This window comes from Pedobacter sp. BMA (genome assembly GCF_001027745.1).
Classification (GTDB): Bacteria; Bacteroidota; Bacteroidia; order Sphingobacteriales; family Sphingobacteriaceae; genus Pedobacter.
On the sequence record NZ_LECU01000003.1, the window covers coordinates 70,748 to 95,366 of the forward strand.

19 protein-coding genes are annotated in these 24,619 nt (G+C 41.0%); 8 read left to right on the forward strand and 11 right to left on the reverse strand.

Annotated features, from left to right (window positions below; all coding sequences use genetic code 11):
- Positions 1-27 precede the first annotated feature (27 nt).
- Genes mreC through rodA form a run of 4 tightly spaced genes read left to right on the forward strand, consistent with a single transcriptional unit; the run spans position 28 to position 4,628 of the window.
- Entirely contained in the window at positions 28-867 is an 840-nt protein-coding gene (gene mreC / locus AB669_RS04705; protein ID WP_047798152.1) for a rod shape-determining protein MreC, read from the forward strand.
- A complete protein-coding gene (locus AB669_RS04710; RefSeq protein ID WP_047798153.1) occupies positions 860-1,375 on the forward strand; it encodes a hypothetical protein in 516 nt (171 codons plus the stop codon). Before mreC ends, AB669_RS04710 begins: the two co-directional genes overlap by 8 nt.
- Positions 1,375-3,363: a penicillin-binding protein 2 gene (gene mrdA, locus AB669_RS04715; protein WP_047798154.1), complete on the forward strand. Its 1,989-nt coding sequence runs from the start codon at positions 1,375-1,377 to the stop codon at positions 3,361-3,363. Before AB669_RS04710 ends, mrdA begins: the two co-directional genes overlap by 1 nt.
- Positions 3,363-4,628 carry a rod shape-determining protein RodA gene (gene rodA, locus AB669_RS04720; RefSeq protein ID WP_047798155.1) on the forward strand — a complete coding sequence of 422 codons (1,266 nt, stop codon included), beginning with the start codon at positions 3,363-3,365 and terminating at the stop codon, positions 4,626-4,628. Before mrdA ends, rodA begins: the two co-directional genes overlap by 1 nt.
- A 9-nt stretch (positions 4,629-4,637) precedes the next feature.
- Here rodA and AB669_RS04725 read toward each other — a convergent pair whose 3' ends face one another.
- The gene (locus AB669_RS04725; RefSeq protein WP_047798156.1) at positions 4,638-5,879 is read right to left on the reverse strand and encodes a hypothetical protein; all 1,242 of its coding nucleotides are present in this window, start codon (positions 5,877-5,879) and stop codon (positions 4,638-4,640) included.
- Between the two features lie 113 nt (positions 5,880-5,992).
- On the opposite strand from AB669_RS04725, the gene AB669_RS04730 reads away from it, so the two are divergent.
- Positions 5,993-6,574, forward strand: coding sequence for a thymidine kinase (locus AB669_RS04730; RefSeq protein ID WP_047798157.1), 582 nt, complete (start codon positions 5,993-5,995; stop codon positions 6,572-6,574).
- 20 nt (positions 6,575-6,594) lie between these two features.
- Positions 6,595-7,398 (forward strand): SDR family oxidoreductase, encoded by an 804-nt coding sequence (locus AB669_RS04735; RefSeq protein ID WP_047798158.1) that lies wholly within the window; start codon positions 6,595-6,597, stop codon positions 7,396-7,398.
- Here AB669_RS04735 and AB669_RS04740 read toward each other — a convergent pair.
- From AB669_RS04740 to AB669_RS04780, 9 genes are all read right to left on the reverse strand, one after another.
- Complete coding sequence (locus tag AB669_RS04740; RefSeq protein WP_082120592.1) at positions 7,395-10,772, reverse strand: DEAD/DEAH box helicase; 3,378 nt, start codon at positions 10,770-10,772, stop codon at positions 7,395-7,397. The genes AB669_RS04735 and AB669_RS04740 overlap by 4 nt on opposite strands.
- 198 nt (positions 10,773-10,970) lie before the next feature.
- The gene (locus AB669_RS04745) at positions 10,971-12,002 is read right to left on the reverse strand and encodes a GntR family transcriptional regulator (RefSeq protein WP_047798159.1); all 1,032 of its coding nucleotides are present in this window, start codon (positions 12,000-12,002) and stop codon (positions 10,971-10,973) included.
- 45 nt (positions 12,003-12,047) lie between these two features.
- Entirely contained in the window at positions 12,048-13,433 is a 1,386-nt protein-coding gene (locus AB669_RS04750; RefSeq protein WP_047798160.1) for an FGGY-family carbohydrate kinase, read from the reverse strand.
- A 17-nt stretch (positions 13,434-13,450) separates the two neighbouring features.
- Positions 13,451-14,731 carry a sugar isomerase gene (locus AB669_RS04755; protein WP_047798161.1) on the reverse strand — a complete coding sequence of 427 codons (1,281 nt, stop codon included), beginning with the start codon at positions 14,729-14,731 and terminating at the stop codon, positions 13,451-13,453.
- A gap of 155 nt (positions 14,732-14,886) precedes the next feature.
- Entirely contained in the window at positions 14,887-17,007 is a 2,121-nt protein-coding gene (locus tag AB669_RS04760; protein ID WP_047798162.1) for a bifunctional rhamnulose-1-phosphate aldolase/short-chain dehydrogenase, read from the reverse strand.
- Positions 17,008-17,032: 25 nt separating this feature from the next.
- Positions 17,033-18,127 (reverse strand): L-rhamnose/proton symporter RhaT, encoded by a 1,095-nt coding sequence (rhaT, locus tag AB669_RS04765; RefSeq protein ID WP_047798440.1) that lies wholly within the window; start codon positions 18,125-18,127, stop codon positions 17,033-17,035.
- A 444-nt stretch (positions 18,128-18,571) separates the two neighbouring features.
- Positions 18,572-19,039, reverse strand: a complete 468-nt coding sequence (locus AB669_RS04770) for a nucleoside triphosphate pyrophosphohydrolase family protein (RefSeq protein WP_047798163.1) — start codon at positions 19,037-19,039, stop codon at positions 18,572-18,574.
- A 174-nt stretch (positions 19,040-19,213) separates the two neighbouring features.
- Entirely contained in the window at positions 19,214-19,933 is a 720-nt protein-coding gene (locus AB669_RS04775; protein ID WP_047798164.1) for a LytTR family DNA-binding domain-containing protein, read from the reverse strand.
- 26 nt (positions 19,934-19,959) lie between these two features.
- Complete coding sequence (locus tag AB669_RS04780; RefSeq protein WP_053058270.1) at positions 19,960-20,967, reverse strand: sensor histidine kinase; 1,008 nt, start codon at positions 20,965-20,967, stop codon at positions 19,960-19,962.
- Positions 20,968-21,171: 204 nt separating this feature from the next.
- Between AB669_RS04780 and AB669_RS04790 the strand changes: the two genes are divergently transcribed.
- Positions 21,172-23,583, forward strand: coding sequence for an outer membrane beta-barrel family protein (locus AB669_RS04790; protein WP_082120594.1), 2,412 nt, complete (start codon positions 21,172-21,174; stop codon positions 23,581-23,583).
- Between the two features lie 21 nt (positions 23,584-23,604).
- Here the strand turns inward: AB669_RS04790 and AB669_RS04795 are convergent, their stop codons facing one another.
- Positions 23,605-24,087, reverse strand: coding sequence for a GNAT family N-acetyltransferase (locus AB669_RS04795; protein WP_047798167.1), 483 nt, complete (start codon positions 24,085-24,087; stop codon positions 23,605-23,607).
- A 216-nt stretch (positions 24,088-24,303) separates the two neighbouring features.
- Between AB669_RS04795 and AB669_RS04800 the strand changes: the two genes are divergently transcribed.
- The gene (locus tag AB669_RS04800; protein ID WP_047798168.1) at positions 24,304-24,600 is read left to right on the forward strand and encodes a type II toxin-antitoxin system HigB family toxin; all 297 of its coding nucleotides are present in this window, start codon (positions 24,304-24,306) and stop codon (positions 24,598-24,600) included.
- The last annotated feature ends 19 nt before the right edge of the window (positions 24,601-24,619 follow it).

Genomic DNA, 24,619 nt, shown 5'->3' on the forward strand with positions numbered 1-24,619 from the left:
AATTTCCTGTCTTCAATATTAAAAGCAATGCGTAACCTTTGGATTTTCATCAGCAGATACAACGCATTTTTCTTGTTTATCATCTTTTTTGTGATCGGGGTTTACCTCACCATCAAAAATAATGCTTACCAGCGAAGTGTAACCCTCAACTCATCCAATGAGGTAGTAGGCAACGCTTATGAACGTTTAAATGTTTTTAAAAGATATTTAAACCTTGGGATGGTAAATGATAGTCTGGCGGCCGAAAATGCCCGGTTAAAAACCCAGCTACTGCGCATTACCACTGCTGATACGTCGAAAGACGTTAAAGTGATTGATACGATAACTCATCAGCAGTATACCTACCTGGCGGCTAAAGTGGTAAAGAATTCCATAACACTGCGAAACAACGTCATGACCATCAATAAAGGAAGCATTGATGGGATTAAGAATGGCATGGCGGTAATTGCTCCTCAAAGGGGTGTAGTTGGTTTCATACGCGACGTTTCAGAACATCTTGCCACGATACAATCTTTACTGCATAAAGATACCCGCATCAGTGTAACCTTAAAAAAGAATAATGCATTAGGATCACTGGTTTGGGGAGACGCCAATTTCGACATCAGAAAAGCCTTCATCAAAGAAGTACCCAACCACATCAAAATGAATGTTGGCGACAGCATTGTAACGTCTGGTTTTGGCTCCTTTCCCGCAGGCATTCTGGTAGGTAAAATTTTAAAACCAAATGTTGCAACCAACGATAATTTCCTGTCGGGAGAAGTAAATTTATTTACCGATTTTGCAACTTTACAGTATGTATATGTGGTGAAAGATAAACATGCAGACGAACAGAAAGCTTTAGAAAGTTTAGTTAAACCAAATGAATAGTAGAATTATCATTGTAAATGTAATCAGATGGGTCATCCTTCTTTTTGTGCAGATTTTCCTGCTCAAGAACATGGGTTTCTATGACCTGTCTACACCATTCATTTATGTGTTGTTTATCATGCTGCTGCCTTTCGAAATACCGAATATTTTATTGTATCTACTGGCGTTCGGAACCGGTTTAACCCTTGATGCTTTTTACGACACCATGGGCGTGCATGCTACCGCTTGTGTAGCGCTTGCATTTGTACGCATATCTTTTATTTCCATCAGTTTAAACCGTGATGCAATTGACGACCCTGAGCCATCGTTAAGTTATATGGGTTTTCAATGGTTTTCTCTTTACGCACTCCTTTGTGTAATTACGCATCATTTAGTGCTGTTCTTTTTAGAAACATTTAGGCTAACTGAAATTGGTTACACCTTAATGAGATGCGGCTTAAGTTGTATCTTTACATTGATTATTATTTATTTAGTAGAATCAATTTTCTATAAAAGATCATCCCGCTAATGGATCAACTATTCAACCGAAAATATATCGTTCAAGGATTATTCATCGTAATTGCACTTATCTTATTAGGTAAACTTTTCTACATACAGATTATCAGCGACAAAGCTTTCGTTTCTGCCGAAAGTAATGTGCTTAAAAAGAAATTTAAATATCCTGCCCGGGGTGCCATATTAGATCGTAACGGCAAGGTAATCGTACAAAATGAGCCAGTTTATGATTTAATGGTTATTCCTAACGAAGTCAAAGCTTTCGATACGCTGACCCTGGCCAATGCGCTGGAAATTACCATGGCCGATGCACGTAAGTTTATGCGCCGTGCCAAGGCAAAATCCAACTACCAGGCTACGCCTTTCGTTAAGCAAATCTCTGTACAAAGCTATGCCCGTTTACAGGAAATTATGTACCGTTTTCCCGGTTTCTCTACTCAGGATCGGACCATCAGGCATTATCCTGATAGTGTGGGAGGTCAGCTTTTCGGATATGTGAAAGAAGTAGACAGTGCAGATATTGCACGATCAGAAGGCTTTTACAAGCCCGGCGATTATAAAGGAAAAAGTGGCCTCGAAAGATCATATGAAGAAACCTTAAGAGGTGAAAAAGGGGTTGTTAATACCATTTACGATGTCCACAACACGCCACAGGGCAGTTATGCAGATGGAAAATACGATATCAATGCCGTATCTGGTGAACGTTTAATTTCCGGTATTGATATCCGCATCCAAAAACTGGGTGAACAGCTGATGAACAATAAAGTTGGAGCTATTGTTGCCATCGAACCGGCAACAGGTGAAGTACTTGCTTTTGTGAGCAGCCCAGGCTACGACCCGAATTTACTGGTTGGCCGCAGTCAGGGAAATAACTATATGGGCCTGATCAGTAATCCATATAAGCCGTCTATCGTTCGCCCAATACAGGGTAAATACCCACCGGGTTCATCATTTAAGCCAATTGATGCCTTACTGGCCCTGCAAGAGGGCGTGGTGGATGAAAACATGACTTTTAATTGTCCAGGCTACTATATGGCCGGCAACCATAAAGTGAAGTGTGAGCACGTAGACGGAAACATCAGCATGCGCCGGGGTATTGCCCGCTCTTGCAACACCTATTTCTGCCACGTCTTTCAGAAACTCATCACCAGAAACGGGATGAAAGCGCAACGCCAAACTTATCAGGACTGGCGTGATAAAATTGCTAAATTTGGCTTCGGGCAAAAACTGGATATCGACCTTCCTTTTGAAAAAGAGGGATATTTTTACAACGCCGACCATTACGATAAAATTTATGGTAAAAGATGGGGTTATACTACCGTAATTTCTCAGGCCATTGGCCAGGGGGAGATTACCGCTACTCCACTTCAAATTGCCAATGCCATGGCCATTATTGCCAACAGGGGTTACTATATCAAACCGCATTTAATTAAAGCCATGGGCGATAGAATTAAAAAGGAATATGTAGAGAAAAATTATGTTGGTGTAGATGAGAAATACTTTACCCCTGTAATTGATGGCATGCAGGATTGCGTTAACAGTGGATGGGGAACCGCCACGCTCTCGCGTATTCCAGATATTTTATTGTGCGGCAAAACCGGAACAGTACAAAACCCACACGGGAAAAACCACTCCGTTTTTATTGGCTTTGCCCCCCGGGATAATCCGAAAATTGCCATTGCGGTAATTGTAGAAAATGCAGGTTATGGTAGTACATATGCTGCTCCAATTGCCAGTTACATGATCGAAAAATACATTAAAGGCAATGTAACCGGCGCAAGATCAGCTCAGGTAGAGTGGATGAAAAATCAAAATCTTTTACCTGTACTCATTGATAAATCTAAAAAACCGAAACTGACAAAAACCGACAGTCTATCCATCAAAAAGGCTGACTCGGCAAAACGGACAAATGATAGCCTGAGAATTAAAGCGGCCACACAAAAACGTCCGCTAACAGTACAACTTACAGATAAAAAACTACAAAACAGCGGTAAAAAATAATGCAACAGCAGCAACAGACCAACCGGTTTTTCTTTAACGTAGATTGGATTACGGTATTAATCTATATTGCACTTTGCGCGATTGGTTTTGTAAATATATACGCCTCTATATATAATCCTGACAAGGTAGGTTTTGATTTCAGCAGCAGTTACGGAAAACAACTTATTTACATTATTAGTGGTTTGGTATTGGGTTTGTCCATCTTATTGTTCGACGGGAGATTGTTTAACGTTTTCTCGCCTTTCATATATGGCGGAACCCTGATTTTATTACTAGCAGTACTAGTCATTGGAAATAAGGTAGCGGGAAATCAAGCCTGGATTGCCATTGGTTCGTTCAAACTACAACCCGCTGAATTTGCCAAGTTCGGCACAGCCTTACTACTGGCAAGATATGTGGGTGCTTTTAATCCGAAATTCCGCGATTTTAAGTCGATTGCCATTGCTGCTCTAATTGTTGGAGCACCTTTATTATTAATCATGCTTCAGCCCGATACAGGCTCTGCACTGGTGTTCCTGGCCTTTATGTTTCCCCTTTACCGCGAAGGATTATCAGGCTACTTCCTCCTAATATTCCTGGGGATGATTGTGCTGTTTGTTGCCGATTTCCTGGTTCCTACCTACATCCTCGTTACCATCATTACGATTATTGCCGGACTGTTTATCTACAATAACAGGCGAAAACAAAAAATCATCTTTTCAACAATCATTGTTGCAGCCTTTGCAATCGGTTACCTGTTTCTGATTAAAGTAGCCTACGAGAAAGTGTTGGCGCCACACCAAAGAAGCCGTATTGAATTGATGCTGGGCCTGAAAACAGATAACAAAGGGGCAGGATATAATGTGATTCAATCGCAGATAGCCATAGGCTCAGGCCAGGCAACCGGGCGCGGATTTTTGGAAGGCACACAAACCAAATATGGCTACGTTCCCGAACAAAGTACCGACTTCATCTTTTCTACTATTGGTGAAGAGTGGGGCTTTGCAGGTTGTTCAGTCGTGATTGGGTTATATATTTTTCTGCTGCTGAGATTAATCAATCTGGCAGAAAGGCAACGATCTACTTTTTCCCGGGTTTATGGTTACAGTGTGGCCTGTATCCTGTTTTTCCATATTTTCATCAATATCGGAATGACCATCGGAATTATACCGGTAATCGGGATACCACTACCGCTGATCAGTTATGGCGGCTCCTCCCTCTGGAGTTTCACCATTTTGTTATTTATTTTTCTTAAGCTCGATTCGAACCGGATGGGATTCTTTTAGGCCACTGGCTTAATGACTAAACCTTCTGTTTAATAATTCGTAAAACTGATCAACTGTAGTCTGTTTACTGGCCCAGTCATTCTTTGCCGCGTAATTACTTTGAAGAAAGCTATCGGCAGCTTCGAAAGAATTCATTTTATTTACGATATCAATTGCCTCAGAATAGGCCAGGTTATATCCTTTGAAAAGTTCTCTGATGAAAAGTAACTTCTCATTTATACTGATGCCCTGTTTTAAATCTGCAATAGGTGATTTTACAGCTTCATTTTCTTTGGCGTTGGTTTTGCCCAGGAGGTCATTCAGGCTGGGTGCAGGCGTTGATGATATAGGCTGTGAAGCAGGTCTGACAGGAATGGCCTCAGGTGTGAAAATTGGTTTTTCTATTACCGGAGGGGAAATAATCGGATCATCCATTTCCACGTCTCGCAAAGCTGCAATGGGTTCATTTTTAACGGCATCATTTACTTCTACTGGTAAAACCGGTTCTGTTTTCACTTCTGCTTTTGGTAATTCAACCTTCGGCAATTCAACCTCTGGCACTTCAACTTCCGATATTTCAGCTTCTGGCTGAATATCTTCTTCATGCGAAATCAGGAAGGGCTCCGGACCGATCTCATCGTCCTCCACATTACTTACTGCACCGGGAACATTTGAAGATATTTCATCTTGCAGATGAATTCTCTTCTTTTGTGCCAGAATTTCTTCTTCGGCCTTACTCAAAGGCCTGTCAAAAATTTCCTCCACAGATTTGGCTTCATAATCAAACTGTTCTTCTTCACTATGCTTACCCAGAATAAATTCAAAGCTGTGGTCTTCCTGATCAGGTTTAAAAAAATCCTTTTCAAGTACCTGCTCTGCTACCTCTTCTTCTATGGCCTCATCATCAAATAATTCTTGTGCAGGCTTTACGTCAACACGTCCTTCCTGTTCTTCAGCGGTGGCAATTTCCTCCAGCTCTTCCGGTTCAACAGGTTCCTTTTCCGGTATGCTTTGCACTGGACTTTGAGGAAGGACGATGGTGTTTTGTTCTTTCAGAAGCGCATGGGCGGAGTTGGGTGCAGCGTGCTCAACCACAGCGTTAAGTTTCTGTACAATGCGTACATGATCTGCCAGGAAATCAGCGTTGGCCAGGAATAATTCAAGTTCCAGATCATTTAACTGAGTTGGATTTTGAGCAAGAAACTGGTATTGCTCGTTAAGTTCTCTTAAAATATTGCCGACTTTATTGAAGATATCCTGTTGGTTCATCATATACTTTAAACGAAAAATTTGCTGATTTATGTTGGTAACTATGTGTTCAAAAATAACACATAATTCTCATATTTGTTCGGTTTAAAATTAATAGGACATACATCAGGCAGGGCATGTTATTCAGCGAACAAAATTTTAGGAGAAGGGGTGAGTTTTCAGGAAGTATTGAAGTTGTATGTGGTTCAATGTTTTCCGGAAAAACCGAAGAGCTGATCCGCAGATTAAAACGCGCCCAGATTGCTAAGTTAAATGTCGAAATCTTTAAACCACGTACCGATACCCGCTATCACGAATCTGCGGTAGTTTCGCACGATTTAAACTCCATAAGCTCAACACCGGTAGAAAGTGCTTCAGCAATTTTGTTGTTGGGAGCCAATACACAGGTGGTAGGTATAGATGAGGCACAGTTCTTCGATAATGAATTGCCTGAGGTATGTAATAAACTGGCACTTAAAGGTATCCGTGTCATTGTTGCCGGATTGGATATGGACTTCACCGGTAAGCCTTTTGGCCCTATGCCCGCTTTAATGGCCATCGCCGAGCATGTTACCAAAGTAAATGCGGTTTGTGTTTGCTGTGGCAATCCAGCTCTTTATAGCTACCGCACTGTAGCCGATGAAAATACGGTACTTTTAGGTGAGAAAGAGAGTTATGAACCACGGTGCAGGGCTTGCTATAACGTGGGAAAAGGATAACACAATTTTATTCGTTCAACATGAGTATAAAGAACATCTCTATTTTAGGCTGTGGCTGGTTTGGTTTAGCACTTGCTAAAGAACTAATCATGCTGGACTATCATGTAAAAGGATCTACCACAACACCCGAAAAGCTCAGCACACTCGAAGAAGAAAAGATCGAAGCCTTTTTGATTAACTTTACAGCAGATCAAATTGATGCTGATCCTGCATTTTTCAATAGTGATGTTTTGTTTATCTGTATCCCGCCGAAACGAAATTCACCCGAACTTGCCGATTATCCTGATAAAATTGCAGCCATACTAAAGGGCATTAACCAACCGGCAACACAAGTCGTTCTCATCAGTTCTACCAGCGTTTATGGCGATGAAAACCGGACTGTAAATGAATTTAGTGAAACCATGCCCGATACTGATTCTGGAAAGATGGTATTGGCAGCTGAACAAATTTTAAAGGAAAAGCGCCCGGATCATTCTACCGTGCTCCGCTTTTCGGGATTGATTGGCCCTAACCGAAATGCGGGAAGATTTTTTGCCGGCAAAAGCAATATCCCCAATGGTTTGGCTCCTGTGAATCTGATTCACCAGACTGATGCCGTAGGAATTGCGGTAAAGCTTTTACAAACCCAGGCATTCGGTCATATTTATAATGCATGTGCGCCTGCACACCCGAGCAGGACTGATTTCTATACCCATGCCGCACAGGAAATGGGGCTAGCCATACCCGAATTCATTCAGGAAAAAAAAGAATGGAAATTGGTAGAAAGCTTAAATGTTCCAAAGTATCTGGACTATAAGTTTCAAACAGACATCTCAGTTACCTAACTCAGTAAGCCGAGCAATTCAGCTTTATTCAGCTTTTTAAACCATTCGCCGTCGGTCTGTATCAGTTTACGAACCAGATCTTTTTTGGTGGCCTGCAGTTTCATGATCTTCTCCTCAATTGTATCCGGACAAATTAGCCTTACTGCCATTACGTTTTTATGCTGACCAATCCGGTAAGCCCTGTCTATTGCCTGGTTTTCGACCGCCGGATTCCACCATGGATCCACGAGGTACACATAATCAGCGGCTGTTAAATTTAAACCTGTACCCCCTGCTTTTAAACTGATCAGGAAAACCGAAACCGATTCATCTTCCTGAAATGATTTCACCACCTCCGCCCTGTTTCGGGTTTGCCCGGTGAGGTAAGCATAACGGACTCCGGCAAGTTCCAAACGTTTTTTAATGAGGTCGAGCATACTTACAAACTGTGAGAATACAAGTATCTTATGTCTGCCTGCTTTACTTTCAATCTGCTCCATAAGCACTTCGATCTTGGCGGAAGCCTGGAGATAGCTTTTCCCGTCGGCAAGCAGTGCAGCAGAGTTACAGAGCTGTCTCAATTGTGTAATGCTTTTGAGCACGTGCATGGCGCTTTTGGGAAGTTCATCTTCCGTTTTCTTCAAGATGAAATCCTGAATCTCTTTTTTGTTTGCTTCATATACCTCACGCTGCTCCTCTCCCATTTCACAATACAGCACAATCTCCGTTTTATCCGGAAGCTCTTCTGCTACCTGCTCCTTCGTTCTACGCAAAATAAATGGCTTTATCTTTCTTTGCAGTTCTTCTGCGCGTCTTTTATCTTTAAACTGGTCTATTGGGGTAGAATATAAATCGGCGAACTGCTGTTTGCTGCCAAATAAACCGGGGCAGGCGAAAGAAAGCTGTCCATACAAATCAAATGTGCTGTTCTCAATGGGCGTACCGGTCATTACAATCTTATTCCTCGATTTCAACATCCGCACGGCTTTGTAGCGCTGCGAATCAGGATTCTTGATATTTTGTGACTCATCCAGGCAGATGTAGTTGAAACGGTAGTCTTTCAGGAACCGGACATCAGACACTAATGTTCCGTACGAAGTTAAAATCACTTCATAATCATCGAAAGGATCCGTGGTTTTTATCCGGCTGTTGCCGTAAATTACCATTACTTTTAATGAGGGAGCGAACCGGGATATTTCTGTTTGCCAATTGAAAATCAATGACGCCGGAACCACTACCAGATTCGTATTATGCTGAACCTTATTTCGCTGCGACAGAAAGAAGGCGATGACCTGAATGGTTTTTCCAAGGCCCATATCATCGGCCAGGCAGGCACCAAAATTAAAGTCATCCAGAAAATTCAGCCAGTTTAATCCATCCTGTTGATAATGACGCAGTGTAGCGTTCAATCCTTCCGGTATAGCCACCTCTCTGATCTGGGTGGTGCCTTCGAATTTCCGTTTATAGTGTTGAAGCTCGTTTTTTACCTCGCCATCCAACAAAGCATCTTCATAAAGATCGTTTAAAGTCGCAAATTTGATTTTGGGTGTTAGAATTGATTCATCTGTTACCTCGCCGGCATTAAAATATTCCGTAAATTTCTGCAGCCAGGTTTCGGGCAAAATGCCCTGCGTACCATCATCAAGGGTTACAAATCTGCTTTTGTTTCTGATCGATTTATGCAGGTGTTTCAATGCCACCTGCTGCTTGCCGAATTTTAGTTTTACTTTGGTTTCAAACCAATCGGTACCACTTAATACTTCAATGTTAATATCCGGCTTATAACCGTTGAGTTTATTTTGTTTTAGGGTATTAAATCCCAGGATATGGTAACCATAGTTACGCCAGTTATCAAATGCCTCCAGAAACCAGGCTTCCTCTAAAAACCTTTTACGGTGCAGGTAAAAAGAATCGTTGGCATCCTGTTCGTAGAAAAACGGATGCTGTTTAATAATCCTGCCAATGAATCGTAATTCGGCTTCTTCATCACGGTAAACGGTAAATACATTTCCAAGCTTATCCTGCGCCTGGATTTTTCTTTTCGATAAAACCGGTATCTCCTGATCGCCATAGCGCATCACCGGAGTGATGAGTATAAAGTCTTCAGATTCCGAAAGGTAAATGAGCTGTTCATTTTCCAGGTCGAAACCTTTTTCCTGTATCTGGCTTTTGCTTGCAGGCTTCAGGTAGGAATAATCAACCTGAATATTGCCTTCCAGTTGGATCAGTATTAACTTCTGAAATTCTGCATATTTGGAGCGGTGTAAGATTAACCGGTTGCTCTGCTTTTGAAAAAAACCAATCACCTGAAGCATATCCAGTCTGGAAATCAGAAACAACTGATTCTTAAGTTTAATGAAATACCGGTGAATTAAAACAAGCTGATCAAGTTCATAGCTTTTCCCGTCGATAATCAGTCGGCCGGTAATTTCATAAAAGTCATCTTTCTGATTCACAGAAAGGCGTAAATCAATCATGAGAAAACTTACCTCTACCGGATGGATGGTTGTAGCCTGAATACCCACAGATTGCTTTTGATCCTGAAGGTAAAATGCAAGATTTAGAGGGTTTTTAACCACAGCCTTTAAGGCTTCAATTTCCAGCTCAGCCTGGTCATTATTATAATTTTGCTGAAAGGCATTAACCCCACCGTAAAATTTGATCTCATCAACATCAGTCGTTTTAAAAATCAAATCAGATGCGTTAATTTCCTTCAACGGGTTTTTGACTTTTCCGTTTCTGGTTACAGCTGCATGAAAGAGCGACAAAGTAAGGTGGCTATAATAACGGTGCTGGCCCAAAACCAGAATGAGATTTCCTTTTTGCCCGCCAGTATCAATTTTTGTTTTTGCCTTGGGCAACAAAACATTTTCGAGGTGCTGCCGTGCTTCTTTATTGAAAGGTTGTAACTGACCCATCTTAGGTTTTATAAACAACTCATTCTCAACAATGGTTAAATTGAAGAATGAATCGAGGTGTGGCTCATGCTCCAGCCCATAGTCGAATGCTACTTTGAGCAGTTTTTGCCTGCGCAGGTTTTCATCAAAGAAAATTAAAAGGTCGGGCCGCTGCAGGATATTGTACAAAACCCTTGCCTGATGGGCACACAGCTTTGTTTTTGGCGTATTGCACCGGCATATTAAACGCACCTGATGATCATCCTGCCTTACCTGTACAATCGGGAATAATTCGGTATCGTGGTGATAACTGAATGTGGCAAAGTCAATTTCAATTTGCTCAGGATATAACTGATAAAATCCTTTTGCGCCCGTATCAATTTGTTGGTTTAAATGTTTAAGAATAACAATAGCACTGAGGTCCTTCAGGTTAAAATCCCTCAAAACATAATCATAAGGATTTATTTCCGGTTGGTTATCTGCTAGCTCTTCCCTCACTTAATTGAATTTTCCGTAAAAATAAGGTTTTAGTAGTGAGTATCAAGTAGCGGGTATCGGTATCAAGTAGAAAGCAATCGATTAAATAAATCTGCGTCATCTGCGAAATCTGCGGGAAAAACTATCGTTTGAGGATTTGCAGGAAAACCTATCATCGGCGAAATCTGCGGGAGAAGCCATCACCGGTCAATCTGCAACCTACAAAGACTTCCTTAAATTCAAATAAAACGGCACTTCTATTTTACCTGTTTTACCACTTAACACAAATTCAGCCGCCTGCGATCCAAGTGCGGTGAAATCTGTAGAAATGGTGGTAATGCCATCCAGGATAATTCTCTTGAGCGGGGTTTCATTATAGGAAATCACACCAACATCTTTACCAATTTTAAGCTTCTGCACAATTAACCGCTCAATCAGGGTAACCAGGTCATCCTCCATCAAATTGATGTAAACTTCTCCAACACTTATCTCTTCCTCTTTTATATTGTGAATTACCTTATGGTTAAAAGCATATTGCTGGCAAAATCGATAAAAACCTGTCAATATCTCATGAGGAAAGTAACTGTTTTTAGGGAAAATGATTTTAAGGGTATTGTAATTTGATAAACGTTCCAGGGCCTGCTCCAGTGCAGCGTAAATATCCTGTGCAAAGTTTTCATAAGCTGCAGCAAAATCACCGGTTATGCCCGGTAAAATCTTATCCAGCATCACCAGCTTTTCTTTCGGTATGGTATTGATGATTTCGTGTGCATTTTCACCACCCTCCAAAAAGTGTGGTATGATCACAAAGTGGGTATATTCCTCAAGCTTGGTGGTGATCATCTTTTTAAAAAGCACGTAATCGTTGTTGTAGATATAAAAATCTATCGCTGCACGCTCGCCAATTGATTTGGTGAAAGCATCATAAATAATTTTCTTGTGGGTGCTGAGTTTATTAAATAGCAAACAAACCTTTAGCTTCCTGGAGAAATCGGTATTGACGATGAAATAACCTTTTCCGGGAACAGAATCTACCACACCAATTTTTCTAAGATTCCTATAACCTTTTTCAGCGGTATCTCTCGACATTTCCAAACTAAAGCTCAGCTCATTAATTGAGGGCAACAGACTGCCCTGTTTCAACTTGCCGCTTTCAATAGCGCCCAGAATGGCATTAGTAAGCTGCTTGTATTTTGGCGTCGAAGAATATTCATCGATCTGGATACAGGAAATTAAGTCGTCGGGTTTCAAATCAATATCGCTTTTTCGAATATAGCAATAATCCTTTAAGGCTCATTAGAAATTTACAGTTCGTTCTATGGCAGAATAATATTTCAGGTTAATCATATCCGTTGGCGCGGGGTTTGAATTCCATGCATCGTTAATCGCCAGCGCAGTGCCAATGGCTGTTGCCTGCGAAACCGATGAAGCGTACACTTCAACATCGGGAATAGAAGTCGCCAGCAGATGCATATAAATCGCATTTTTACCAAAACCGCCATCAACAAATACCCTTCGAACACCCTCATTCAGCACGAGTTTTAAAGAATAAATCTGTTGTTTTACCAGATCAAATATCAGTTGATGGTAGGCCTCCTCAGCAGTCTGGAAAAGATTCAGATCTCTGTTGCCAAAGGATGAAGTAGCGGAGAACTCGTCTTGTGGATGTTGGTTTTCGGGAATCTTATTGGCCAGCTTTAAAATCAAACCAGGATTAAACTTCAGGTGCTTAAACAAATAAGCTGCACGGTTGAAATGCTCTGCAATGCGCTTCAGCTGTACCTCATGTTCATAGCCTGCAAAAATACGGGAAGCCTTAATGGGTTTGCCCTGAAAGTGCATATAACACAAACAATCTTGTTTAAGTTCTTCCCTGCTTAACGGATTCTGATTAAATGGGTTTAAACTGATGCACCAGGTACCTGTAGAGATTAATACAAAAGGGGTATTAAAATTGGCCAGGTAAGGAATCAGGGCAGCAGAGCTGTCGTGCAAGCCTACACCAACATTGAAGCTGACACCTTCAAAACTGGTTTTGGCGGTTGAATCTGCCGGTGTAAACACACCAAATTTCTCTTCAATCTGTTCAGCGTTTACCCACTGGTGATAGGCACTTTTATTAAAATCCCAAAGCTGGGTATGGCAGCCTATACTGGTGATATCGGCTACAGCCTTACCGGAAATTAAAAAACTTAAATACTGCGGGAGGTGCAGCGCCCATTTTACCTTTGCAAAAATATCAGGCTGTTCATGTTTTAAACGGTAAATCTGCATACCCGAGTTCAAGCTGCCTAATATAGGCGAGGCCGTTTCTAAAGAAATCTGCTCCTCGCCACCATATTTTGCATAGAATTCCTTTTTCAGGTTTTCAGGGTATTCTTTCAGATAATTGTAAAGCGGTGTTAAAGGTTCTCCATTTTCATCGAGATAAACAAAGCTGGCCCCATAGGTAGAAAAGTTAACCGCTTTGATATCGAATTCTTTCATCTGTAAAACCTGATTCAATGAATCATAAACAGAAGATTTAAGGCTTTCCAGATTTTCACAGGGTTCCCCGTCTTCATCTACAGTTTCAACAAAACGGGCAGACCTTTCGAAAACGATCTGATAATTTTCATCAATGAGAAATAGTTTTTTGTTCGTTTTCCCAACGTCAAATATCGCAATAACAGGCTTTGGCATTTTTCTTTCCTCTTCGATTATAAACCTGTAGCAACAGTATTTCCGCGTTGACCAACTAAATTTTTTCTTACCGATAAATCACGGTATAAAGTAATTGGCGACAATGCCGCACCAGCTCTTAAACGTGCTTCGGCAACCAATGCCCTTAAATCGCTGCGAAAAGTATGTTGTAAAATTTCCTGTGCCTTAGCTACATCGTTATTGTCCTGCGCTTCATTTAAAGCTTTACGGTCTACAAGTAAAGCCTGTGCATAGGCAATCATGATGGCTTCTACAGATTGTAATAAATCTTCAAGAGGATCTTTCACGTTGTGTGAAGCATCAATCATCCATCCTAAATCTTTCGCATGGTTCATCCCTTTTGCATCCATCCCTTCAACCAGCTCGTTAAAGATCAGAAACAACTGGTAAGGTTTAATACTTCCGGCAGTTAAATCGTCATCACCATATTTAGAATCATTGAAGTGGAAACCACCAAGTTTTCCTTCCATAAGCAACAAGGCCACAATTTGTTCAATGTTGGCGTTTGGTAAATGGTGACCTAAGTCAACCAGCGTATAAGCTTTTTTGCCTAGCTTGCTTGCATACAATAAGGATTGTCCCCAATCGCCAACAGTAGTGGAATAAAAGTTAGGTTCAAAGGCTTTGTACTCAACAAAAATCTTCCATTGCTCAGGAAGGGCTGCATAAATCTCGTGTAAACTTTCTAATGTATTTTCAAAAGCCTTGCGGAAATTCAGCTGACCAGGGAAACAAGATCCATCTGCCAGCCATACGGTTAAGGCATCAGAACCTAAATCTATACCGTGTTTAATCACTTCGATATTGTGCTCAATAGCTTGTTTACGTATGGCTTTGTTTACATTCTGTAATGAACCGAATTTATAGCTGTGCGCCGAACCAGCCTGGTCCTGAAAAGTATTCGAATTCATGGCATCGAATTTCAAACCATAACTCGAAGCCAGACTTTTTAAGCTTGTTGCATTTTGTGGGATATCCCATGGAATGTGAAGCGATATCGCACCACTTGCGCCATTAAGGGCGTGTAATAAACCAACATCTTCAATTTTCTCTTCAATGGTACGCGGTTCGCCACCTGTAATTGCAAAACGTCCGAAACGTGTACCTCCGGTACCCAGTGCCCAGGAAGGAATAGCAATTTGAAAATCAACCAGTTTTTGGATTACGCTTTCCAGATCAACGTGCGACCAGTCTTCTTTTAAAAAATTTAATTTGCGCTGATGTGAACTTACTAAAGAGTCGTTATGTTTTTCAATTTGGATCTGCTCGATATTCATGAGGATATTTGGTTTTGTTTAGGTTAATATTTCTGGCGACAAAGCCGCCATTCTGTGCCATCAAAATTATACGGTAGTCAGCACATTAGAAGCCATTTCCGGTCTGTGGCGAACCACAGACCAGGATAACAACTTACTAAAACTAATTTTTAAATTTATCGTACAAATGCCATGGCTACTCCGCCATCAACATTTAATACGTTTCCAGTTGATTTCTGCAATAAGCCGCCTACAAAAGCAAAACATGCATTGGCAATATCATCTGGTAAAATAATCTGATTTAACAAAGTACGTTTTGCGTAGTAAGCAGGCAATTCTGCAATCGTGATACCATAAGCTTTTGCACGGCCTTCTGCCCATCCGCCAGCCCAGATATTACTATCGCTGATTACTGCATCAGGGTTTACCACGTTTACACGGATATTGTCTGCACCAAGCTCCGCAGCATTTAATCTGCTTAAGTGTAGCTGTGCTGCTTTTGCACTGCCATAACCAGCATTGTTTGGTCCGCTTACCAGCGAGTTCTTGCTTACAATATTAATGATATCCCCACCAATATCCTGCTTTTGCATCGTATTTGTTGCAGCCTGAGTTATAAAAAACTGACCCTTAACTAAAACATCATATAACAAATCCCAGTCTTTCTCTGTATGGTCGCCAATAGTTTTTGAAATAGATAAGCCAGCGTTGTTCACAATAATATCTACGCCGCCAAAAGCCAGTGCCGCAGCGTCGAAAGCTCCGTCAATATCGGCTTGACTGGTTACATTTAGTACGGCTGTACTATAAGAATCTTTACCAAATTGTTTTGCGAACTCAGCGCCAGCTTCTTCCAAGCGCTCTGCATTCATATCGTTTAAAATCACGACACCACCTTCAGCTACAAATTTTTTGGCAATTGCTTTACCAATTCCACCAGCACTACCGGTGATTAAAGCAATTTTACCAGTAAGGGGTTTTGGTTTTGGCATACGCTGTAATTTCGCTTCCTCCAACAACCAGTATTCAATGTTAAAAGCTTCCTGGTGAGGCAAAGATGTATACTCAGAAACTGCCTCAGCGCCTTTCATAACATTGATCGCATTGATATAAAATTCTGCAGCAACCCTTGCCGTTTGTTTATCTTTCGAGAAAGTAAACATTCCAATACCAGGATATAAAATCACCACCGGATTGGTATCGCGGATAGCAGGACTATTCGGATGTTTACAGGTTTCATAATAATCGGTATACATGGCACGGTAAGCCTCGAAAGCCGGCAATAAAGTTTCTTTGATTGCTTTGGTATCCGAAAGATCTGCATCTGCACTAAGATCCAGTACCAGCGGACTGATTTTAGTTCTCAGGAAGTGATCCGGACAACTGGTACCCATTGGTGCCAAACGGCCAAGATCATTGGAGTTAATGAATTCCAATACACGTGAATCATCCGTAAAGTGACCAATCATGTGTTGTTTTGATGAACACAAGCCACGCAAAACCGGAGCTAATGTAGCCGCTTGTTTTTTACGGTGATCAGCTGCTGCGCTTTCAATTTTCTGACCGCCAAACACAGGTCCTTTTTTACCGTAGTTTTGCTCCAGGTAATCTGAACAGATTTCAATAACCTCCAGTGTATTCAGATAGCTTTCGTATGCCGTATCGCCCCAGGTAAATAAGCCATGAGAACCCAGCATAATGCCACGGATTCCCGGGTTTTCATCCAGACACTGTTTCAATTGCAATCCCAGTTCAAAGCCTGGTTTTTTCCATTCTACCCAACCAATGGTTCCTCCAAAAAGCTCCTGCGTGATTTTTTTACCATCTTTTGCCGCAGCAATTGCAATGGCTGCATCCGGATGCAGGTGATCGATATGTGCAAATGGCAAAAAGCCGTGAAGCGGTGTATCGATTGATGGCGCCTTTGAGCTTAAATCATAGATACAGTGGTTAAACAATTCAACCATTTCATCTTCATGCTCTACACCCCGGTAAATATTTTTTAAACTACGCAAACGATCTACATAAAGTGCAGCTAAGCCACTTTTCTTTAAGGTACCTAAATCGCCACCTGAACCTTTTACCCACATTACTTCGGTTTCTAAACCTGTAAGCGGATCTTTCTCTGTTAATTTACATGATGTATTTCCACCGCCATAATTGGTTAAGCGCAAATCTGCACCCAATAAATTAGAGCGATAAATTAACAATGCAACTTCATCTCCAGCCAGTTTTGCGGCTTCTTCTTCGTTCCACAAATAGCTTACGTGCTTATAACTTTTTGTTTCGATTGACATTATATTCTGTTTATTTTTTTATGATTTAACCTTTAATTGAATTGCCGTAACCCACAATCAATACTGAAATAATGATGGTAATGATTCCTGTGATTACCGTGATTAATGTTTTCTTTGATACGCCTTTCCATTCTTTCAAAACCAGCCCCCAAACGTTGGCAATAAGAATAATAAAAGCCATGTGCAATATCCAGCTGCTGGCACCATTGCCCATTTTGCTTTCTCCCATGCCATAGAAAAAGAATTGGAGAAACCAGGTGGTACCTGCCAGTGCCGAGAAAATATAATTTTTTAATAGTGGCGTTGTTTTATTGGTATAATCACCAAATGTTTTGTTTCTGGCGTTTAAGATCATACACCAGATAAAATTAGTGGTAAGTCCGCCCCATAGTACAATCACATAGGTCACATTATTTGAGAAAAGGAAATTTCCGGTTTCTGAGGGGTTAGCTGCTTTCCAGATGGCATTTGCAGCATCAGCCATTGGCTTCCCTGCCTCAATACCAAAATTGAAACAGGCACTCAGTACACCTGAAACAATCCCTACGAATAAACCCAGTCCGAATTTATATTCGGTTTTAACCGTCAGGCCATGCGGATCGGTTACATCTGCTTTGATTTCACGCTCCTTCAGCATACCTGCTCTTCCGCAGATGACGATTCCCAGTACGCACACCAACAGGCCCAGCATCACCATGCGGCCCCAATCGGTGTTTAAGAACATGGTAAAGGTATCTTTACCCGCCTCAGGAAAAACATCGAAGTATATAGATGGGAGTATTGAACCCAGTACCATACAGAGACCTAAAATGATGCTGCTTCCCAGTGAAACGCCAAGATAACGAACACCAAGTCCGTAGGTTAATCCACCAATGCCCCATAAAATGCCAAAAAAGTAGGCCAGCGCAAGGGTTTTCCCTTCGGCAGAAGCTATGATATCTGTAAAATTTGGAATGGTAAGGTAAGCGGCAAGAGGCGGAACAATAAGCCAGGAGAAAATACCTCCAACAATCCAGTAGCTTTCCCAGGCCCAACCTTTAACTTTTTTATATGGAATGTAGAAACTACCCGACGCGAAACCGCCGATGAAATGGAAAAATACGCCTAAAATTGCTTGCATGCTCTCGTTTTGATATTTGGTTGGTCTAAAATATAAAATGAAGCAATGAGTACTGTTATGCACTGTTATGGAAGTGGAGGCGGTAGCTGAGATGGGAGAGGTTAGATATGGGATGGTAGATTCGTTAATCTCGCTAAATATTCTCCCGCAGATTTCATTGATTCCCGCAGATCTCTTGAACTCATGAGCAAAAAAATAATCTGCGGCGATTCGCGTAATCTGCGGGAAACAACTAAACAAAAAAAGCCAGCAATCTGCTGGCTTGGGATGATGTAACTCCGCAATGTTCCTAAATATTCTCCCGCAGATTTCGCTGATTCCCGCAGATCTATTAAACTCATTACCAAGAAAATAATCTGCGGCAATTTGCGTAATCTGCGGGAAACAACTAAACAAAAAAGCCAGCAAATCTGCTGGCTTATGGAATATCCTGTTTAAAACTTATTAAATCAAATGCGATTTTAAATCTGCCGGCGAATAGTTAACCGACTTCAATGTCTTATCATCTGCTTTTCTGAAAACCAAAAACAACCCATCCACTTCCTTGTAGTATGATTCAGTCTGATCTTTATCAAAATAATGTTTAATTGTTTGCTCTGCCTCCTCAACAGTTTTACAGGCTTTACTCATATTAGAGCGGTGAACCTCATCAAATAAGGTTTTAAACTTTGCACCCAGGCCAAACTCATGAATAGCACCTGCAAGTACATATTGCAAATCACATAAAGCATCGGCAACTTCAACCAGGTCATCATTTTCTACCGCTTCCTGCAACTCTTTTAACTCTTCTGCCAACAGGGCAATCCTTAAATTGGCTCGTTGTTTAGAAGGAATAACCGGTGATTCCAGAATAGGGTGTTTGAAAGTAGTATGAAATTCCGCCACCTGATTTAAAGAATTTGTTTCCTGCATAATTTGTTCGATTTTTTGTAAAGCACAAAAATAAAAAATTATTCCATCTATCCCCCATCCTCACTCTCACCATCTTAAATCTCCCGTCTCATATCCTCTTTTTCAGATCTAAAGTCCCAGGCCTCAGACCCCCCTTCTTAAATCTCCCTATCCTAAATCTAATGTCTGCCTTTTCTATTTCCGCTCCCTGATTACTTTAAAAAACTCTTCTTTATAGGTTTCCCCAACCGGTATAGATTGATCACCGATATAGAGCGTGTTCCCATCCACCATCTTAATTTTATCCAGCGAAATGATGTAAGATTTGTGCACACGGTAAAACGGAGGTTTAGGCAAATCATTTTCCAGCTCCCGCAAAGCCTGATAAGTAATAATCCGCTGTGACGCTGTATAAACAGAAACATAATTCTTCAACCCCTCAATATACAGGATATCATCATAGTTGACTTTGATAAATTTGTTTTTCGTTTCGCCTTTAATAAAGATGAAGTCGCTGGTAGCAGAAGCAACAGGCGCAGCGATCACTTCATATTGTGGCGGGGAAAGGATTTGTTGCGCTTTCAGCGCAGCCTTATAAAAACGCTCATAAGAAATGGGTTTGAGCAAGTAGTCAACCACATCCAGTTCAAAACCCTCCAGGGCATATTCGGGATAAGCGGTAGTTAAAATGACCTTGCACTTGCCGCCACAGATTTTCAGAAACTGAATGCCTGTTAGTTCGGGCATCTGTATATCCAGAAAAACAAGGTCTACTTTCCCTTCTTGTACCAAGTTTAGCGCCTCGAAGGCATTTGTGGTGGTGCCTACGAGCTCCAGGAATGGTGTTTTATTGATAAAGGCAGCAATGATATCTGAGGCGTAAGATTCATCATCAACAGCTAAGCAACGGATCATATCTATTTTAATTAAGGCGGGTAAATTTAAATATTTAGTACTAAAGTGGTTTTGTAGGTATTGCCGTTATTGGAAACCAGTAGCTCATGCTGCTCCGGATAAATCAAGTTTAACCTTCTCTGCAGGTTAACCAAACCTACCCCACTGGAATGATCTTTTTGTGCACGGCTGATTTTATTGCTGACTTCAAAACTTAAGCGTTTCCCTACCACCCTTAATTTAATACGGACAGGAGATTTTTCTTCATTTACCACACCATGTTTAAAAGCATTTTCCACAAAGGGAATCAGCATCAAAGCCGCAACCTTTTGGTCGGTTACCCCCTCAATAAGGAAGTCTACAAAAAAATGAGGTTCAAAGCGCATCTTGAATAAAGCTATATAGCTTTCCAGGTATTCTACCTCTTTGTCTAAGCTTACCTTTCCATCCGGGCTTTCGTGCAACGTATAACGCATCAGATCCGACAATTTCAAAACCGCGTTCGCCAGCTTGTCGGAAACCGGAATAGCCAGAGAGTACACATAATTCAGCGTGTTATACAAAAAGTGTGGATTAATCTGCGACTTTAAAAACATCAGTTCGGCCTTTACCACTTCATCTTTAAGTTTGAGGTTCATGCGTTCTGTTTTAAAGCTCATCTCTATACCGTACACCGCAGCAGGAACAACCACAAAAGCAATACTCCAGTAAATGTTGTCCGAAATGTAAGCCCAGGCTGTAGTATCATCGCTGTAATTGTGAATATTAAACCATTTTAAATACAGCACTTCCTCAATGGTATACCTGATGACTATAAAAGCCGCCATGGCGAAAATAATTCCTGCAACCAGCTGTACCACTTTATCCCGTTTCAGGAATTTGGGGTATACCCACAAATAACAAATATAAAACTGAACCAATTGCGTAAAGTTCATGGATATGTTAAAGGCCGCCCGGTTAAAGCTAATGCCATTCAGGAGTGCGCCCCCATACAAATAGCCCAGTACCAGCAACCAGCAGACAATATGTATCAGAATGGTTTTAATTTTTTTCATGTTCTAAAACTAAATAAAGCTTTTCGTTGGATAAATCTTCTTATTCCAAACCTAATAAAAATTATCCCAACACCTGGTTTTCGGGGACCAAACCATAAAAGGATAATGTTTCGGGTTGGGATAATATTTTGAGGCCTTGGTATCATTTTATTTTCCTGCACAGGCAACGTTTGCATTTTTGAACTGTCAATTAAACACAACCATATGAACATGTTCTCTAAAACATTCAGCACCCTTTTACTTTTATTCATGTATTTTCAGGTAAGCGCTCAAACCTTTAAGGTAAACGGGTTAATTACCGATCAAAATAAAAAGGCACTGGATTACGCCTCAGTTTCACTAATCAGGTTGCCCGATTCGGTATCGATGGGTTTACAGTCGACCAACAAAGACGGCGTTTATGAATTCAGTACTGTGAAACCAGGAAAATATCTGATTAAGGCTTTGATGATTGGTTACCAAAAAAACCGTTCTGCTACCTTCGAAATCAATAAAGAAAATTTTCTGGTTCCTGCGATCAGCCTCGCTGATCAATCTACAAATTTGAAAGAAGTAAACATCGTTTCTAAAACGCCGGTGATCGATCAGAAGGCCGACCGTACCATTGTAAACGTGGAGCAAATGAATACTGCTGGAGACAATGCGTTGGAAGTCATCAGCAGGGCGCCAGGCATTAAGCTCGATAAAGATGAAAATATCATTATGAAAGGGAAAAGTGGTGTCAATGTAATGATAGATGGTAAGTTAAGCTATATGAGCGGCGCCGAACTGACCACCTACCTGAAGTCGCTTCCCGGATCTGTGCTCAGCAAAATCGAACTGATTTCAAATCCACCAGCCTCGTTTGATGCGGCAGGAACAGGCGGTTTCATCAATATTAAGCTGAAAAGAAATAAGATGGAAGGTACCAATGGTAATGCCAACCTTGGTGGCGGTTATGGGAAGTATGAAAAAATCTATGGTGGCGTCAACCTGAACCATAATGCTGGAAAGCTGAGCAGCTATGTCCGTCTAAATGCAGGTCACTATAATTCTTTCAACCGCTTAACGTTGAACCGGACAATCGGGAATGAAACTTTCAATCAGGTTAATTTCTGGCATCCTATAACCAATAGCTTAAATTACTCAGCAGGTGCAGATTATTTTATCAATGAGCGACATACCATCGGCTTAATGTTTAAGGGTTACACCTCCCCTGTTAAAACGAATGTTGACAGCAATTCTCCAAATTACAATGCACAAGGCATTAAACAGGGTGAAGTAAACATGGTTAACCCTCAGGATAATGGATCAGACAACCATGCCTTAAATTTCAACTACCGCTTCAAAATTGATACCACAGGTAAAGAACTTGGTTTTGACGCTGATTATGTGAACTACACGAACGACAGGGTTTCTTCTTTTACCAATACCTATCTGGATGGAAATGGCAATTTAACCAGCCCGCCTGTTCAGCTTCGCGATAATGGCATGGGTGACGTTTCTATCTATGCACTCAAATTAGATTATACCCACCCCTTCACGAAAAATCTGAAGCTGGAAGCTGGTTTAAAAAGCAGCTGGGTAAAATCCTTAAGCGACGTTCAGTTTGATTCACTGAAAACTGTGGGGTGGATTAATGACCCGAGGAGAACCAATCTATTCAGCTATAATGAAAACATTAATGCAGGCTACGTTTCGCTTAATCAAAGTTTTAAGACATTTGATTTTAAAATCGGGGCACGTATAGAGCAAACCAGGGGAAATGGCTTCTCTTCGGGTTCAAACACCAGCATTAAGCGAAACTACTGGAAGCTTTTCCCAAATGTTTCAGCACTGTATAAAATCAACAAAGACCATCAGCTTGCCGCATCCTACCGTAAAAGTATCAATCGCCCATCGTACAGCAGTTTAAATCCATTTGCCTTTTATTCCGATCCATATACTGCGCTTCAGGGTAACCCGCTTCTACAGCCATCTTACGCAGATAATTTCGAAGTAAATTACAACCTCAAAAATTTCAGGGTACTAACGGTAAGCTATTCAACGGTAAACGGCTCACAATCTAATGTCATTTATCAGAACGATGCCAGCAAAGAAAGTATCAGTCGGCCGGAAAACCTAAATAAGGAAACGAATTTATACTTTGCCACCGGCAGTCCTTTTGATGTGGTTAAATGGTGGAACAACAATACAGAATTGTCTGCCTCTTACAATAAAATTACCTCCCCTGTTCAGGGCTCAGGCTATAACGTGTCTAAATGGAGCTGGGGCGTAAGCAGCGACAATACTTTTACCTTACCTAAAAACTATTCTTTAACGCTGTATGGTTATTATGAAGCACCTTCGGTTTCTGGCCTGTATCGTAACTTAGAAAATTACGCTGTAAGTGTGGGCGCAAAAAAAAGCTTCTGGAAAAAAAATGCAACCCTTTCGGTACGACTAAATGACGTGTTTGCTACTGGAAAATTCAGGGCTAACCTGGCTTACAACAACATTAACACTTATTGGCAAAACGAATGGGAAAACCGGAAAATCTCTGTAAACCTGAGCTATAAATTCGGCAATATGAAAATTAAAACCGCCCGCAGCAGGAAAACAGGAACTGGTGAAGAAGAAAACAGAGTTGGGGGATAAGGGTTAAATACTCCCCTCTTCCTAAAGCACCAGCAGCATCCACACGTTGCAGGCAAAATGCCCTGAATTGCCAAGAGCTGCCGAAAGTCTTTTAAAATTCGCTTTTTCATACATGGAAATCGCCGTAGTAAGTTCTGGAAAAGATTCCAGGTAAACTTCATTATAGCCAAAGTGCTGGGCAGATTCAATGCTTTTTTGCATCAGGGTTTTGCCCACACCTTTGCCTCTGGCCTCTGCAGCAGTATACAGCTTTACCAGCTCCACACAACCTTCCGGCAAACCTTCAGTGGGATATATACCACAACCTCCAATAATCTCCCCATCCTCTTCAGCAATCCAATACGCAGAGGCACTGGTTTCAAATACGGTTGATAAATGATCGGTCGTCGGGTCGGTGTAAACTGTTCCGGGCTTATCGATCTTAAATTCCCTGAGAATAGTCCTGATCAGCTCTGCGAGCTTAAAATTATCCTTTTCTTGTATTTCCCGGTATATGATGGCCATGATTTTATTTTCCTCAAAAATAGGATTAACTCGCAGAGATTTAAACGAAATGATTCAAAAACGTTTGAAAAGCAAAAAAGTCTGATGGTGATATTAAGCTCTTTTTAGTTTTTTAAAGATATGCCAGGCGTGTCGCCTAAGGTAGATGATCTGGCGAGTAATAATATTATTTAGATTTTCTAAATTTTTATTAAATTTGCTAAACAATAAATTAGTATGGTCGTTATCAGTTATGGAAAGTTAAAGGAGTTTTATACTGTTCATTCTACGGCAAAAGACCCTTTGAATAATTGGTATAGATTACTTACTCATTCTGATTGGTCAGATTTTCATGAAATGAAGCAAATTTTTGGTAGTGTTGACGCAATTGGTAATGATAGATTTGTTTTTAATATCAAAGGAAATCACTACAGACTTATAGCCATGATTTTCTTCGACATCAGGACGGTATACATTCGTTTCGTTGGTACCCATGCCGAATATGATAAACTAAAAGACTGTTCAATAATTTGATTGAGATTTTTTCCTGATA

Coding starts and splice junctions, on each gene's coding strand:
- mreC (WP_047798152.1), top strand. CDS start 28: ATGCGTAACCTTTGGATTTTCATCAGCAGATACAACGCATTTTTCTTG.
- AB669_RS04710 (WP_047798153.1), top strand. CDS start 860: ATGAATAGTAGAATTATCATTGTAAATGTAATCAGATGGGTCATCCTT.
- mrdA (WP_047798154.1), top strand. CDS start 1,375: ATGGATCAACTATTCAACCGAAAATATATCGTTCAAGGATTATTCATC.
- rodA (WP_047798155.1), top strand. CDS start 3,363: ATGCAACAGCAGCAACAGACCAACCGGTTTTTCTTTAACGTAGATTGG.
- AB669_RS04725 (WP_047798156.1), bottom strand. CDS start 5,879: ATGATGAACCAACAGGATATCTTCAATAAAGTCGGCAATATTTTAAGA.
- AB669_RS04730 (WP_047798157.1), top strand. CDS start 5,993: ATGTTATTCAGCGAACAAAATTTTAGGAGAAGGGGTGAGTTTTCAGGA.
- AB669_RS04735 (WP_047798158.1), top strand. CDS start 6,595: ATGAGTATAAAGAACATCTCTATTTTAGGCTGTGGCTGGTTTGGTTTA.
- AB669_RS04750 (WP_047798160.1), bottom strand. CDS start 13,433: ATGCCAAAGCCTGTTATTGCGATATTTGACGTTGGGAAAACGAACAAA.
- AB669_RS04755 (WP_047798161.1), bottom strand. CDS start 14,731: ATGAATATCGAGCAGATCCAAATTGAAAAACATAACGACTCTTTAGTA.
- AB669_RS04760 (WP_047798162.1), bottom strand. CDS start 17,007: ATGTCAATCGAAACAAAAAGTTATAAGCACGTAAGCTATTTGTGGAAC.
- rhaT (WP_047798440.1), bottom strand. CDS start 18,127: ATGCAAGCAATTTTAGGCGTATTTTTCCATTTCATCGGCGGTTTCGCG.
- AB669_RS04770 (WP_047798163.1), bottom strand. CDS start 19,039: ATGCAGGAAACAAATTCTTTAAATCAGGTGGCGGAATTTCATACTACT.
- AB669_RS04775 (WP_047798164.1), bottom strand. CDS start 19,933: ATGATCCGTTGCTTAGCTGTTGATGATGAATCTTACGCCTCAGATATC.
- AB669_RS04780 (WP_053058270.1), bottom strand. CDS start 20,967: ATGAAAAAAATTAAAACCATTCTGATACATATTGTCTGCTGGTTGCTG.
- AB669_RS04790 (WP_082120594.1), top strand. CDS start 21,172: ATGAACATGTTCTCTAAAACATTCAGCACCCTTTTACTTTTATTCATG.
- AB669_RS04795 (WP_047798167.1), bottom strand. CDS start 24,087: ATGGCCATCATATACCGGGAAATACAAGAAAAGGATAATTTTAAGCTC.
- AB669_RS04800 (WP_047798168.1), top strand. CDS start 24,304: ATGGTCGTTATCAGTTATGGAAAGTTAAAGGAGTTTTATACTGTTCAT.